This window comes from Arthrobacter sp. HLT1-20, from assembly GCF_054510895.1.
This window is the reverse complement of record NZ_JBTNDR010000003.1, coordinates 173,188-187,303: the sequence shown is the minus strand read 5'-3', so window position 1 is coordinate 187,303 and position 14,116 is coordinate 173,188. Positions and strand designations below refer to the sequence as shown.

Sequence of the window (14,116 nt, the reverse complement as noted above, 5' to 3'; positions counted from 1 at the left end):
ATGGACCAACCCACGAATCTCGTCCCTTGTATAACCTTGCGTAATTGATGACATGGTTGGCTCCTTCAATCAAAAGAAATGAATGACTCACAACCAGCCTGACGTAGAGGGCGCGGCAGAAAAAAGTTGCAGGTGACGCGAATCACGTGTACGTTGTTCCAAGCAGGCAAAGCAGCCTGAAGGATTGTTACTCGGTGACGAGGCAAGACCTGAGACTTACGTAAAACGTATGTCTTGGGTCTTTTTTTGTGCCCGAAAGACGGAACGGACAGAAAGGACTGCCATGGCTTCCGTGAATTACCGGTCATTAGCCGCAGACATCCTGGAGGGTGTTGGCGGGGAAGAAAACATTGTGGGGGCCACCCACTGCGCAACACGCCTGCGGCTCACGCTGCGGGATGAGACGAAAGCCAACACGGCCGCCGTCGAAAGCCTGCCGGGGGTCATCACCGTGATGAAGGCCGGCGGCCAGTACCAGGTGGTCATCGGCAACGACGTCCCCGTGGTGTTCGCCGAACTGGGCAAAATCAGCCGCTTCGGCGACGAGGACAGCACACAGGAAAGCGCCCCCGAGCGGGGCAACCTGTTCAACCGTTTCATCCAGATGGTCTCGGCCATCTTCTCCCCCATCCTGTGGCCGCTGGCCGGCGCCGGATTGTTCAAGGCCTTCCTGGCCCTGGCCAGCAACCTGGGCTGGGCCTCCCCCACCAGCCAAACGTTTGTGATCCTGTCAGCCGCGGCCGACGCCCTGTTCTACTTCCTCCCACTGTTCCTGGCCATCACGGCCGCCAAACGCTTCAAGGCGAACCAGTTCACCGCCATGGCCATCGCCGGAGCACTCGTGTACCCGTCCATCGTGGCGCTCAATGCTGCGGGGGCGCCGGTCAGCTTCGCAGGAATCCCGCTGGTGATCATGAACTACACCAGCTCCGTCATCCCCATCATTGTGGCCGTCTGGCTGCAGGGGTACTTGGAGCGCTTCCTGCTCAAGGTCCTGCCGTCGGCCATCCGCAACTTCATGACCCCGCTGCTGACCATGGTCCTCATGGTTCCGTTGACGCTTTTGACCGTGGGACCTGTGACGGTGCTGCTCGCCGAGGCCGTTTCCAACGGGATCACGGCCGCCTTCGCCTTCTCTCCCTGGCTGGCCGGTGCCCTGTTGGGCGGTTTCTGGCAGGTCTTTGTCTTGTTCGGCCTGCATTGGGGTCTGGTTCCGGTCATGATCAACTCGCTGGCCACCGACGGCTACTCCATCATGATGGGCCCGCTGGTCCCCGCTGTCCTGGCCCAGTCCGCCGCCATGCTGGCCGTGGCCATCCGCTCCCACAGCGCCAAGCGCCGCGAGGTTGCCGCCCCCGCAGCGTTCTCCGGCTTCCTGGCCGGCGTCACAGAACCCGGCATCTATGGCGTGAACCTGCCCCTGAAGAAGCCGTTCTACTTCGGCATCGCCGGAGGTGCCGTGGGCGGCGCCATCGCGGCCATGGGCGGCAGCGCCGCCAGCGCATTCGTTTTCCCGTCCCTCATTGGGCTTCCTGCGTTCGCCACAGTCGGCAACTTCGCCGTGTTGCTCTTTGGCACCGGTGTGGCCGTTGCCATCGCCTTCCTCCTGACGTTCTTCTTCGGCCCCCGTGAAACCGCTGACGTCCACCCGTCCGACGCCGGTGTCCCCGGCCAGGCGGGCCCCGCGGCGGGACCGTCAGCCACCTCCACCCGCAGCGTCAAGGTCCTGGCCCCCGTATCGGGAACAGCCGTGCCCCTGGCCGATGTGCCGGACAAGGTTTTCGCCTCCGGCGCCATGGGTGCCGGGCTGGGCATCATCCCGGATGAAGACGCCGTCTACTCCCCCGTTTCCGGCACCGTCCAGGTCGCCATGAAGACCGGTCACGCCTACGGCATCAAGAGCGACGACGGCGTGGAGGTGCTGGTGCACATCGGCATCGACACAGTCAAGATGCGGGGTGAGGGGTTCACCCCGGCCGTGACCCGCGGCCAGCGTGTGGAGGCTGGCCAGTTGCTGGCCACCATGGACCGCGCCAAAATCAAGGCCGCCGGTTTCAGCGACACCACCATTGTGGTGGTCACCAATACCAAGGCCCTGGCCGCCGTGGTCCCCGTGGGCGATGGACAGCTCTCACACGGCGTCCCCGCCCTGGATATAGAACTCTAAACACCAACTCAACCACGCTTCGAAAGGACTGTGCAGCATGACGCACGCAGCCACCAAACCCGCCACCGGCCCATTCCCGCAAGGATTCCTGTGGGGCGGCGCCACGGCAGCCAACCAAATTGAGGGCGGCTACGCCAGCGGCGGCAAGGGCCTGTCCATCCAGGATGTGATGCCCCGGGGCATTCTCACACCGCCCACCGAGGGACCCAAACCCGAGAATCTCAAGCAGGTGGCCATCGACTTTTACAACCGTTACGAGGAGGACATTGCCCTCTTCGCCGAGCTGGGCTTCAAGGTCTACCGCTTTTCCATCGCCTGGAGCAGGATCTTCCCCAACGGCGACGACGAGGCTCCCAATGAGGAGGGCCTCGCCTTCTACAGCCGTGTGCTGGATGAGCTGGAGAAGCACGGGATCGAGCCGATGGTGACCATCAGCCACTACGAAACCCCCCTGAATCTTGCCCGCGGCTACGGCGGCTGGACCAACCGTGCACTGATTGCCTTCTACGAGCGGTACTGCCGGGTGCTCTTCGAACGCTTCGGCAGCCGGGTCAAGTACTGGCTCACGTTCAACGAGATCAACTCGGTCATGCACGAACCTTTCATGTCCGGGGCTATTCCCACGCCCCGGGCCGCACTCAGCGAACGCGAGCTGTACCAGGCCATCCACCATGAGCTGGTGGCCTCCGCCCGCGCCACCAGGCTGGCCCGGGACATCATGCCGGGCGCCAAGATTGGCTGCATGATCCTCGCCCTGCCTGTGTACCCACTCACGCCGTCGCCGGATGACGTGCTCAAGGCCATGCACACGGCCCACGACAGCTACGCCTTCGGTGACATTCACTGCCGCGGCGCCTACCCGGGGTACCTGCTGCGCTACTTCCGCGACAACGGGATCGAGCTGGACATCACGGAGCAGGACACCGAGGACCTCAAAAACACTGTCGACTTTGTGTCCTTCAGTTACTACATGAGCATCTGTGAGACAGCGGATCCGACGAGGCAGAAAACGGGGCCGGGCAACATCATGGGCGGCGTCCCCAACCCCACGCTGGAAGCATCGGAGTGGGGCTGGCAGATTGACCCGCAGGGGCTGCGCGTTGTCATGAACGACTACTGGGAACGCTGGCAGAAGCCCTTGTTCGTCGTCGAGAACGGCATTGGTGCCAAGGACGTCCTGGTGGAGGCTGATGGCGTCACGACGGTGGAGGATGACTACCGGATCGGCTATATGAACGACCACCTGGCCCAGGTCCGCGAGGCCATTGCCGACGGCGCCGATGTCATGGGATACACGTCCTGGGGCTGCATCGACGTGGTCAGCGCCTCCACAGCCCAGATGAGCAAGCGTTACGGCTTCATTTACGTGGACAGGAACGACGACGGCACCGGCTCGCTCACCCGGCACAAGAAGAAGTCCTTTGGCTGGTACCAAAAAGTGATCGCCAGCAACGGCGCAACGCTACGCTGATCCTATGAGGGCGCCGGGCTCGCGGGCCTGGCGCCCTTCCAACCTTTTGAATCAGGAATACAAAGACGTGAAAATCCTGCGTATCTTCAACAACAATGTGGTCCTGGCCCGCGACGACGCCGGCACCGGCCGCGAAGTGATCCTCACCGGTCGCGGCCTGGGGTTTCAGACGAAACCCGGACAGAGCGTTGACCCGGCGAGCATTGTGCGCACCTTTGTCCCCGAAGATGGCCGGGACCCGGACAATTTTGGCGCCATGGTGGCCGCCATCCCGCCCGAGCATCTGCTCCTGGCAGAACGAGCCATCGAAGCCGGGCGTGCGGAGCTGGCCATACCCACTAGTGCGGCCCTGTCGCTTGCCCTCGCGGACCACCTCAGCTTTGCCATCAAACGCCGGCAGGACGGGATCGAGTTTGAGTACCCGCTCCGGGCCGAAGTGTCACACCTCTACCCGGCCGAGTTGCGGGCGGCGCAGCTCATCCTGGACCACGTCAACGCGGCCCTGACCGATCCCCTGGACGACGGTGAGGCCGTCTCGATTGCGCTGCACCTGGTCAACGCCGCCTTTGCCGGTGGCGACCTTTCCTTCACCTATCAAATGACGGGTGTCTTCAACCAGCTATTTGAGGTCCTTGAGCAGGCCTCCGGGCGGCCCATCGAGCGGGACACGGTCAATGCCGCCCGGTTCATCACCCATCTGCGCTACTTCTTTGTGCGGGCCAGCTCCGGCAAGCAGCTGGATGAACAGGCCAGCAAACTCCGCAGTGCCATCAGGGGCTCCTACCCTGCCGCCTATGCCACGGCCCTGCGGCTCCAAAACGTCCTGGAACTCCGGCTGGGTGAGGAGTTGAGCGAGGATGAAGTCACCTACCTGACCTTGCACGTTGCCCGGCTCATTGACGAGGACCGCCCTTGATCCCCTGGTGCCGTTACCGCCCCAGCACGGCCAGGGCTGCATCGACAATGGAGGCGGTGTCGATGCCGTGAATCCGGTAGGCGTCGTCCACGTCACTGGACTGTCCAAACTCCGAGACGCCAAGGGATTGGGTCTTGTCCCCGCGAATTCCCGCCAGGAAGGAGAGGGTGTGCGGATGGCCGTCCAGGATAGTCACCAGGGGTGTTGGACTGCTGGCGGGGAAAAGGACTTCTGCAATGTCACTGCTAGTGGAGGCTGCTGCGCGGCCCCGGGCTGACCACGAGCGGAACACCAAATCTGCGCTTGTCAGGCACACGACACCTGCCAGGATGCCTTGGCCCGCCAGAACCTGGGCGGCCTGAAGGACCTCAGGCATGATGGCCCCCGCACCCACAAGGGTGACGTGCTCCTGAGCTGGATTGTGGGCTGAGATCCTGTACCCGCCAGCGATCGCATGCTTGCGGCGCCGCTCCCGCAGCGCGGGCTCCTGGGGCGTGCGCGCCAGCAACGGATCGATGGGACGGGTTGAGAGCCGGAAATAGCTTGAGGTGCCCCCGGGCACGCCCACCTGATTCATGGCGTGGAGCATGCACCATTCCAGGTCCTGGGCGAAGGCAGGCTCCCAAGCCGTGCAACTGGGCTGCTCGAGCCCGATCGACGGCGTCATGATGGATTGGTGGGCTCCGCCCTCGGAGGCCAGCGTGACTCCGGACGGTGTTCCCACCAGGATGGACTGCCCTCCCGCGTAGATGCCGTAGGACCATGGTTCCAGCGCCCTGGCAATGAAGGGATCATAGATTGTGGCCAGGGGAATCAACCGCTCACCCCAGCGGGACCACGTTGCGCCCAACTCCCCCAAGAGGCACACGAGGTTCACCTCGGCGATCCCCAGCTCAATGTGGCGGCCGGTGGCGGCTTCGGACCATTTCAGGACCCGGTCCTTGTCATCGGCGAACCAGTCGCGCCTGGCGTCAACGCTCCACACACCGCTCTTATTAATCCAACCGCCCATGTTGGTGGACGACGCCACATCGGGGCTGCACGTCACCACACGGGAGGCCGCCGCAGGTGCGTCCCGGGAAATGTCTGTCAGCAGGCGACCCAGAACAGCCTGAGTGGAGATGGGCGCCTTGTGCTGGCGCCCTATTTCCGCGGGCAGCACATCGGGCTGCGCCTGGGGCGCCGGCGTCCGCTTCAGAATTCTTGCCCGCTCCTGGCATAACCGCGCCGCCCCCGAGCCCGCCGCGAAAGTTCGCCATGGGTCTGCCATCGATGAGCCGGTGCTTGCGGCCAGCTGGTCCATCTGCTCCCCGGACAGCAGCACCGAGTGGTTGTTGGGATGGCCCTCCGTTGGCAGTCCGCGGCCCTTGATGGTGTAGGCAAACATCACCGTGGGGCGGGTGGTTTCCACACTCTTGTAGGTGTCCAGCAAAAGGTCAATGTCGTGCCCGCCCAGGTCGCGGATGGCGTGGTTCAGTGTCGCTTCGGGAATGCTCATGACGAGGTCGTGCAGCGCCGGGCTGGCCTGCCCGGCCAGCAGTCGCTGGGCCACCTCGGCGGAGGTGGCACGCAGCATCCGCTGGTACTCCTCGTTGGGCATCTGGTCCAGGCGGGCCCGCAACTCATCTCCTCCTGCGCGGTCAAACAATGCGCTGATGGTGCGGCCCCACTTGACGGTGATGACTTGCCATCCTGCACCGGCAAACATGGCCTGCAGACGCTGGATCTGAATATCGGGAACCACACGGTCCAGGGATTGCCGGTTCAGATCAACGATCCACAGCAGCTCTCCCATCTTGGCCACCGCAGGATCGGCCACGGCCTCCCAGATTGCCCCTTCATCCAATTCGGCGTCACCCAGCAGGCTGATGAAGCGGCTGGCCTTGGGCACATCAGGAAAATGGGATTCCAGGTAACGGTGTGACATGGCAGCCCACAACGCGGCGGTGGCACCAATGCCGACCGAACCGGTGGAAAAGTCAACGGTGTCGGGGTCCTTCAAACGGCTGGGATAAGACTGGAGTCCACCCTTGGCCCGCAAGGTGGTCAGGTACTTTGCGTCGAGGTCACCGAGCAGGTAGTTGATGGCGTGCAGGACCGGGGAGGCATGCGGCTTCACGGACACGCGATCGGTGTTGCGCAGTTCCTGGAACCACAGCGACACCATGATGTCCACCATCGAGGCACTCGACGACTGGTGCCCGCCAACTTTGACCCCTGTGGTGTTGGGCCGGCCGCGGTTGGCGGCATCCACTATGGCGCTTGAAAGCCACAGCACGCGTTGGGCAATGGCTCGGAGTGTTTCGGAGCGGGACTGGCTGGCTGTGGTTACGGCGTGGCTGTGAACGTCGCCCACGCCGGGTGTGGGCGGCAGGGTGCTGAGGGAGGACTGAATCATGGCTGCTCTGGCTTTCCTGGTTGCGTAGTGGGTCACCTGAGCCGGACCATCGGTCGTGGCCGGAACAGTGACGACGGTGGTGGGGCTTTTGGCCCCACCACGCTAAACAAGTGGCACGGGTCACCTAATGGCAAGGATGGCAACTATGCTGGCGTGAAGCTAGAGAAACGAAACAAACTGGCCGATATTGCCGAAATATCATCATTTCACCGGATATCTGAGCATGGAAGATTGCTCTGACGCATGAATGACGAGGAAAGGGAACCATGGACACCACCGACACGGAAATCCTGGAGCTGCTTCGAGGGGACGCCCGGATGCCGGTCAGGGAGATCGCCAAGCGCGTGGGTCTTTCTCCGGCACCTGTGTCGCGCCGCATCGACAAGCTCGAAAAGTCAGGTGTTATTCGCGGATACGCCACCTTGATAGACGAGGGCCGTTCAGGGGCACTGGAGGCCTTCACGGAGGTCCGGCTGAACGGATCCACCGAGACAAGTGAGCTCAGTTTAATTCTTGAAAACGTGCCCGAGGCGCAACAGTATTTCACCATTGCGGGCGACCCGGACGTGCTCATCCATTTCCGGGTGAAGGACGTCAACGACCTCCAACGCGTGGTCAACAACATGCGCCGGACGGGGATGATTGCCGGCTCAAAAACTCTCATCGTGATGGCATCATGGCAACGCGGGAGGCAGGAATAGCCGGCCAGGGCGCAACGGATTGGGCCGTTTCCGTCCGGTGACGCGCCAGCGCCACTGCGGTGACCGCCGTCGTACTGCTCTGGGAATGCTGCCTGCGCCGTGACGGGCTCCGGCAGCTAGGATAAAAGTGGCAGTGAATCCGCCCCAGGGAAGCCCTCTTTTCAACACCTACGCATGAAAGCCAAACCATGAATACTGCACGCATGAACGTAGAGTCCTTCAACCTTGACCACCGCACAGTGGCAGCTCCGTACGTGCGGGTTGCCGATCGCAAGGTGCTCCCGCACGGGGACGTTATTACCAAATATGACGTCCGTTTCACCCAGCCCAACGTGGCCCACCTGGACATGAAGGCGGTGCATTCGCTGGAGCACCTCTTCGCCGAAAGCTCGCGGAACCATTCCCAGGCCGTCATCGATTTCTCCCCCATGGGCTGCCAAACCGGGTACTACTTGATCCTTGCGGGCGAACCGGACATCACGGGCGTGGTTGGGCTCATCGAGGCCACCCTCACGGACGTTTTGCAGGCCACGGAGGTCCCGGCGGCCAATGAGGTGCAGTGCGGCTGGGGAGAGAATCACTCCCTGGAAGCCGCCCAGGACGCCGCCCGGGCATTCCTGGCGCAGCGTGCCGTCTGGGAGCAGGTCTCCGCTTGAGTCACGTGGAAGTAGTCATCATTGCGGCCATGGAAGAGGAAATCACCCCGTTCCTAGAGCGTGCCAGCTCCGTTGCTGAGCCCGTGCGGGTGGGCAATGCCATCCATCACACGGCCGTCATCAACGGCCACTTGGCGCTCCTTGTTCAGGGCGGCATAGGCCTGGTCAACGCCGCGGGAGCCGCAACCTCCGCGTTGTTGCTGGCCAACAAGGATCAGCCCGGCGCACCCCAACCCCTGGTCATCAGCGCCGGCAGTGCCGGTGGGTTGGGCGATTCCGTGCGGGTGGGCCACGTGGTGATTGGCACCACCATCATCAACGCCGACGCCGACGCCCGCGCCTTTGGGTATGAGTTGGGGCAGGTCCCGGGCATGCCTCAGTCGTACCCGGTGCCGGCGTTCCTGCTGGACGCTACAACCCTAAATACGGCCGCGGGCGGTTTGGTGGAGACTGTTCACCACGGGCTCATGGTGTCCAGTTACTCCTTTGTGGGCCACGAGCGCTCCGCCGTGCTCAAGGCCCTGTTTGAGCACGTTCTCTCCACTGACATGGAATCCTCCGCCATCGCCCAGACCTGCCATGTTTTCAATGCGCCATTCCTGGCCATCCGGGGCATCTCCGATCTGTGCGGCCCGGCGTCCGACGCCGATTTCCTGACGCACGTGGACGACGCCGCCGAGCGCTCAGCCGAGATTACCACGGCCGTCATTGCTGCCTGGTTCGCAGCTGGTGCACCCCGGAGGGCTGCCTAGCTCTTCCGCTCCTTGGCGGCCCTCCCTCGCGGTATCCGGGCAACGTCTGCCGGGATTCCGCGGGAGAAGAACAGTGCCAGCAAGGAAATGACTATCAGGCCAAAGAACGCAACACGGAGCGAGGACAGCTGCGAATCGCGGTAGATGGTGCTCAGTGTGGCGGCGTCACCGGCATCGAGCCCGGCTTTGACGGCAATCTGGGCCACGCTGGCCGCCGGCACAATGGTGATGCCGCCCTGGGTCTCCTGGCTGACAAGGTGTTTGGTGGTCTGTGACAGCTCGCTGCTGGCAACACCGGCCGTGAATGAGGTGGCCAGGGCGCCAATCAGCATGGAACCGATCAGCGCTGTCCCCAGCGAGGAGCCCAAATTTTGGCAGACGCCCTGCAGCCCACCCACCTCACTGGTCTCCCGCTCCGAGACGCTGGACATGTTGACGTTGCCCAGCTGGGAGGCCAGCAGTCCCAGCCCGGTGCCGGCCAAAAACATCCCGGCCGCGAAGATCCCGCTCCGCAAATCCGCCGTCGCCGATCCCAACAGAACAGCGGCACTGACAACCAGCACCAGCTGGCCCACTCTCACGATGCGCCGGGGCGACCACACCCGGGACAAACTGGTTCCGGCCATTGAGAAAAGAATGAGTGAAATGGAGAGCGGGAAGATCTTCATCCCGGTCTCCAGGGCGTCAAGGCCTAGTGTCATTTGCAGGTAGACCGGCACCATGAAGAACAGCCCGGCCGTCACTGAATATTGCGCCCCCAGCACGGAGAGTCCGCTGCGCAGCTGCTTGATCGAGAGCAGTTCAACGTGAACCAGCGGCGAGTCGCCACGGCTGACCAGAAGGAGCTGCCGCCTGACAAAGACGTAGATCAGCGTGCCACCAACCAGCATGAGCCATGCCGTCAGCGAAACGCCAAGCGGCGCAATCGGCACCCCGCCCACCTCCGGAGTTGCCAGCGGGGTGATCCATCCCCACGTCTTGCTCTGCAGCATGCCGAACACCACAAACACCAGGCCGGCGGCGGACAGGAGGACACTGGGCACGTCCACCCGCACAGCCTGCCGGGCGGTGGTGTCGGTGATTAGCCGCGCAGAAAGAACCACGGCCGCCATGATGAGCACCTCGGCGACAAACACGTAGCGCCAACTGAAGTAGGTGGTGACGAATCCGCCAATAAGCGGCCCGGCCGCCACAGCCGCCCCAGACACGGCGCCAATGATGGCGTAGGCCGTGATGCGCGCATGCCCTTGATAGTTGTCCGCCACCAGGGCGGCGATGGCCGGTATCACCAGCACGGCCCCCAGCCCCTCAACAATTGACCAGCCCAGAAACAGCATCTGCACGTTGGGGCTCAGCGCTGTGATGAGTGAGCCGGCAGCATAGATGCATGAGCCAAGGACGAATGCCCTGCGCCGGCCCCAGATGTCACCAAGTTTGGCGCCCAGCAGCATCGCCGAGGCCATGGTGAGGGTGTAGAAGGTGATGGCAGCCTGCATCGCGGCCACTGTGGTGTCAAGATCGGCCACCACAGTGGAGATGGACACGTTCATGACGGTGCCATCGAGCACCATCACGAACTGTGCACACGCCAAAATGATGACAACGCGCCACTTTTTCATTCCAGGGTTCCCCGTTTCCTTCAGAGCCGTCCCAGCCACTAGAGCAGCCCCAGGGACCGGGCCCTGTCAATGGCGGCGTCGCGATTGGCCGCGTCAAGCTTGCGGTAAATGTGGACCATGTGGGTCTTGATGGTGTTCACCGAGATGAAACAATGGGCGGCAAGTTCCTCGTTGCTGAGCCGGGTGGGCAGGTACCTCAAGATCTCCAGCTCGCGGCTGGTGAGCGGTTCCAGGAGTGGGGTGTGCGTGCTGAAATCGCCACGGCTGGGGGCTGAGACCTGGGCCCCGCCGCTTGTTTGGAACCGCTTAGGGTGTTCGACGCCGGATAGGTCCGGTCCCGCTGCCGTGTACCAATCGGCCGCCAGGCGTAGGATGCGGTGTTCGGCACCCCTGGTCTCGGCGCGCAGCCGTGAACGCAGCAGCTCACGGAAAAGGTGGTGAAAGCGGAACCATTCCCGGCGCGTGTCCAACTCAATCAGGAACATGGAGTCGTGAAGCAGCTGTTCCAGGACCAGTTGGGCGTTTTCGTATCCGGTCACAGCCTCCACAAGACCGGCGCACATGTCCTCTAGAGCAGACATTTGCAGGAGGAGGCGGCGTTGGCCGGCGGGCAGGGCCGCCAGCACCTCCTCGCTGAGATAGTCGGCCACGAGCCGGTCGCTGCCGCCAAACTGGGCCACGAACGCATCCGCATCACGCGCCCCGCGCAGATTCAGGCCCGCCAATTGCAGTCCGGCCGCCCACCCCTCGGTTCTCCTGCACAAGGCGGCAACGTTGGCGGCGCTCAGGGGACGGCCCATAATTTTCTCCAACAACTCCGCGGCCTGCGCCTCATTGAAGGCCAGTGCGTCCGCCCTCAGTTCCAGAAGTTGCCCGCTCAGGCGGTATTTGCTCAGCGCGATGGGCGGGTCCGATCGTGAGGAGAGGACGAGGTGCGTGTTCGGCAGCGTCCGCTCCAACAACCCTGCCAGCTCACCAACAAGGCGCACATTGGTGAAACGCTGCGCGTTGTCAATGACGATGACCACACGGCCCGCGGCGCCTTGGCCAGCTATTTGCTGGGCAGCAGCCAGGGCAGCGTGCAAGCGGCGCGTGAAGTGCGCGGGGTTGTCATCGGCTGCCTCCACGTCAAGAAACGCAAAGGTGGCACGGTCACTGGTGGCTGCGGACCATTGCTGCAAGAGGGTGGACTTTCCGGCACCGGCCGGGGCCACCATCAGTGTCAGGCGGCGTTCCAGCGCCGCATCGAGTGCGGTGCACAATGCTGGCCGGTCAACCAGGTGCCTCACACCGAGCCGCTCCGAAGCAGTGATCATAAATTTCTCCCCATTCCACGAATAGTGTGTCACCGGGCATGCCCGGGGGCAATAGCGGCGCCGTGGCAGGGCTCCGGTGCACGAAGCCGGGAGCGTTCTTCACCTTCCCCGGGTGATGACGGGCGTGGCAGGCTGGGCGATGATGATGGGAAACCTTGGAGGGCTCAACCATGGGCACTAGCAGCTTCGAAATAGTCATCAAGGGTTCCATCAGCGCGCCCGTGGTTGCGCTCATCGACGGTTTCCGGGTTAGCCGCTGTGAGAATGGGCTGACGCACCTGCTGGGTTCCGTGCCGGATCAAGCCAAGCTGCGGGGCATTCTGTTGCTCTTTGGAAACCTGAACATTGAACTGGTCTCCGTCAACCCTGTCCCTCCCCCACCGTAGCGTGCACGCTCAGCCCTTGGCGGACGGGCGCCAGACGGATACTACGCCCGCAACGGCTATCACCAGGAAGAGCTGGCCCGCCATGGCCTCAGCAATGGCGATGCTTTGCACTGTGGCGCCTGCAGGCACCATGTCGCCGTATCCGGTGGTCGTCAGGGTGGTGAAGGAGAAGAACAGCTGGCTGGTCAGGGAGTCCGGGCCACCATTGCTGAAGGTTGGCTCCGAAGACACCAAAGCAATGAAGTTGTAGATGAACGTGAAGAACATGCCCACCATGATGTAGGCGGCGATCGAGGCCAGCAGGACCTGGGCGTCCACCCGGGCCTTACGAGCTTCATGCGAGATGATCGCGATGGGTGCCACCAGATAGGCCACTACGGAGGCGGCAGACAGCAGCACATCCAGCAGGTGCCCCTTGGTCCCGAGCACCGTCACCACCAACACCGCCGCACCGGCCGCCAGCACCACTGCCCAGCCGGCCCGGCGATGTACCAGCTTCACCTCGGCAACCCACAGCGTCACGGCCACCGTGGCCAGCTGAACCAGCAACGCCACCGAACTGGGGTCAGGGGTGTCTTGGCGTGCGCAGAAGGCGTAGGAGACGGCAATCAGGACCAACACCAGCCAGTATCCGGACCTCAGAATGGACTTGCGCCCGCCCACAGCCCGGCCGGCCGGGCCTTGCGCTGCTCCGGCCGCCGTCATGAATCGCTTTCCGCCTGGGGCGCAGGCCCGTCACGCCGGGTGCGCTGAGAGTGCAGGTCGTCACGTTTCTTGATGCTTCTGGTCTCCCCCGTAGCACCCAGTGCCGGACGCCAAAACCTGGCTTTGTCGTCGGCATCGATCAGGACGGCCTTGCACAACAGGGTCAACGGTATGGCCAGGATCGCCCCGATGGGCCCGATCACCACGGCCCAAAATGGCACGGAGAAGAAGGTGACGGTCTGGCTCAGCGAAACCGCCTGGCCAACCACCCGCGGCTGGATGATCGATTGCACCACCGCGTTGATCAGGCCGTAGATGACGATGACGGCTATCAGTGTGGGCCAGCCGCCCACCAGGAAACCGAAGACGAGCGGTGGGATGATGGCGAAAAAGTAGCCAGCGTTGGGGATGAAGCTGCACAGGAACGCCAGCAGCCCCCACAGCAGCGCGGCCGGCACCCCCATGTAGCGGCGCACATCCGCCGTATACTGGGCCAGGGCCGCCACCAAGTGGGGTTGTTTGGCGTCCACTTGGCCCAGGATAGTGGGATCGTAAACGGCGTCGGCGGACATGAGGATCATCATGGTGAAGACCATCACCGCCATGCCGGAGAGGCTGAAAGCGCCGCCCACGGCACCTGAGAGCACGGCAATAATGTTGTGCGCTCAATGGAGCTCAGCAGGGCAGCGGCCTGCGCCTGGCCAATCCCTACCGAACCGAGCCAGGCTGTGATGCTCCGGCCAATCTGCCCAAACTGGCTGGCGTACTGAGGGGACATCTCGATGAACTGTGCCACGGCAATGATGACAGTCACGGCGAACCCGGCCAGGAGGGCGAAGACCGCCCCGATCACGGCCCCCGTGGCCAGCCCCTGGGGCACCACAACTCCCCTAGGAAGAGTTCCCTGCAGTCGCGGCATGAACATCCACCCCATTTTCTGGCACTAGCAAGCCACGGCCGCCCTGAGGCGCGGCGGTTGTCTCGGTTACTGGCATCCTAGGGATCAGGATGCCCGCGCACGTCATCCCC

Annotated in this window: 13 protein-coding genes; 7 read left to right on the top strand and 6 right to left on the bottom strand. The window is 63.3% G+C overall.

Features of this window, described 5'->3' with window-relative positions:
* Nucleotides 1-283: 283 nt before the first annotated feature.
* The 3 genes from ACX80Q_RS03395 to ACX80Q_RS03385 all read left to right on the top strand — a co-directional run bounded on the left by ACX80Q_RS03395 (nucleotide 284) and on the right by ACX80Q_RS03385 (nucleotide 4,554).
* Nucleotides 284-2,167, top strand: a complete 1,884-nt coding sequence (locus ACX80Q_RS03395) for a beta-glucoside-specific PTS transporter subunit IIABC (RefSeq protein WP_459329104.1) — start codon at nucleotides 284-286, stop codon at nucleotides 2,165-2,167.
* 37 nt (nucleotides 2,168-2,204) lie between these two features.
* Complete coding sequence (locus ACX80Q_RS03390; RefSeq protein WP_459329103.1) at nucleotides 2,205-3,638, top strand: glycoside hydrolase family 1 protein; 1,434 nt, start codon at nucleotides 2,205-2,207, stop codon at nucleotides 3,636-3,638.
* A gap of 67 nt (nucleotides 3,639-3,705) precedes the next feature.
* The gene (locus ACX80Q_RS03385; protein ID WP_459329102.1) at nucleotides 3,706-4,554 is read left to right on the top strand and encodes a PRD domain-containing protein; all 849 of its coding nucleotides are present in this window, start codon (nucleotides 3,706-3,708) and stop codon (nucleotides 4,552-4,554) included.
* A 13-nt stretch (nucleotides 4,555-4,567) separates the two neighbouring features.
* Here ACX80Q_RS03385 and ACX80Q_RS03380 read toward each other — a convergent pair whose 3' ends face one another.
* A complete protein-coding gene (locus tag ACX80Q_RS03380; RefSeq protein ID WP_459329101.1) occupies nucleotides 4,568-6,952 on the bottom strand; it encodes a transketolase-like TK C-terminal-containing protein in 2,385 nt (794 codons plus the stop codon).
* Nucleotides 6,953-7,218: 266 nt separating this feature from the next.
* On the opposite strand from ACX80Q_RS03380, the gene ACX80Q_RS03375 reads away from it, so the two are divergent.
* The 3 genes from ACX80Q_RS03375 to mtnN all read left to right on the top strand — a co-directional run bounded on the left by ACX80Q_RS03375 (nucleotide 7,219) and on the right by mtnN (nucleotide 9,061).
* Nucleotides 7,219-7,653 (top strand): Lrp/AsnC family transcriptional regulator, encoded by a 435-nt coding sequence (locus tag ACX80Q_RS03375; RefSeq protein WP_459329100.1) that lies wholly within the window; start codon nucleotides 7,219-7,221, stop codon nucleotides 7,651-7,653.
* A 203-nt stretch (nucleotides 7,654-7,856) separates the two neighbouring features.
* A complete protein-coding gene (locus ACX80Q_RS03370) occupies nucleotides 7,857-8,309 on the top strand; it encodes an S-ribosylhomocysteine lyase (protein WP_459329099.1) in 453 nt (150 codons plus the stop codon).
* 5 nt (nucleotides 8,310-8,314) lie between these two features.
* Nucleotides 8,315-9,061 (top strand): 5'-methylthioadenosine/S-adenosylhomocysteine nucleosidase, encoded by a 747-nt coding sequence (mtnN, locus tag ACX80Q_RS03365; protein WP_459329111.1) that lies wholly within the window; start codon nucleotides 8,315-8,317, stop codon nucleotides 9,059-9,061.
* Here mtnN and ACX80Q_RS03360 read toward each other — a convergent pair.
* Both ACX80Q_RS03360 and ACX80Q_RS03355 read right to left on the bottom strand, forming a co-directional pair.
* Nucleotides 9,058-10,680 (bottom strand): MFS transporter, encoded by a 1,623-nt coding sequence (locus tag ACX80Q_RS03360; protein ID WP_459329098.1) that lies wholly within the window; start codon nucleotides 10,678-10,680, stop codon nucleotides 9,058-9,060. The two genes, mtnN and ACX80Q_RS03360, sit on opposite strands and share 4 nt — an antisense overlap.
* A 38-nt stretch (nucleotides 10,681-10,718) precedes the next feature.
* The gene (locus ACX80Q_RS03355; RefSeq protein ID WP_459329097.1) at nucleotides 10,719-11,996 is read right to left on the bottom strand and encodes a response regulator transcription factor; all 1,278 of its coding nucleotides are present in this window, start codon (nucleotides 11,994-11,996) and stop codon (nucleotides 10,719-10,721) included.
* A 170-nt stretch (nucleotides 11,997-12,166) separates the two neighbouring features.
* On the opposite strand from ACX80Q_RS03355, the gene ACX80Q_RS03350 reads away from it, so the two are divergent.
* Nucleotides 12,167-12,382: a hypothetical protein gene (locus tag ACX80Q_RS03350; protein ID WP_459329096.1), complete on the top strand. Its 216-nt coding sequence runs from the start codon at nucleotides 12,167-12,169 to the stop codon at nucleotides 12,380-12,382.
* A 9-nt stretch (nucleotides 12,383-12,391) separates the two neighbouring features.
* On the opposite strand, the gene ACX80Q_RS03345 is transcribed toward ACX80Q_RS03350, so the two are convergent.
* Genes ACX80Q_RS03345 through ACX80Q_RS03335 form a run of 3 tightly spaced genes read right to left on the bottom strand, consistent with a single transcriptional unit; the run spans nucleotide 12,392 to nucleotide 14,006 of the window.
* On the bottom strand, nucleotides 12,392-13,087 hold the full coding sequence (locus tag ACX80Q_RS03345) for an ion channel (protein ID WP_459329095.1): 696 nt from the start codon (nucleotides 13,085-13,087) through the stop codon (nucleotides 12,392-12,394).
* Complete coding sequence (locus ACX80Q_RS03340; protein WP_459329094.1) at nucleotides 13,084-13,734, bottom strand: AI-2E family transporter; 651 nt, start codon at nucleotides 13,732-13,734, stop codon at nucleotides 13,084-13,086. Before ACX80Q_RS03340 ends, ACX80Q_RS03345 begins: the two co-directional genes overlap by 4 nt.
* A complete protein-coding gene (locus ACX80Q_RS03335) occupies nucleotides 13,683-14,006 on the bottom strand; it encodes a hypothetical protein (protein WP_459329093.1) in 324 nt (107 codons plus the stop codon). Before ACX80Q_RS03335 ends, ACX80Q_RS03340 begins: the two co-directional genes overlap by 52 nt.
* Between the last annotated feature and the right edge of the window lie 110 nt (nucleotides 14,007-14,116).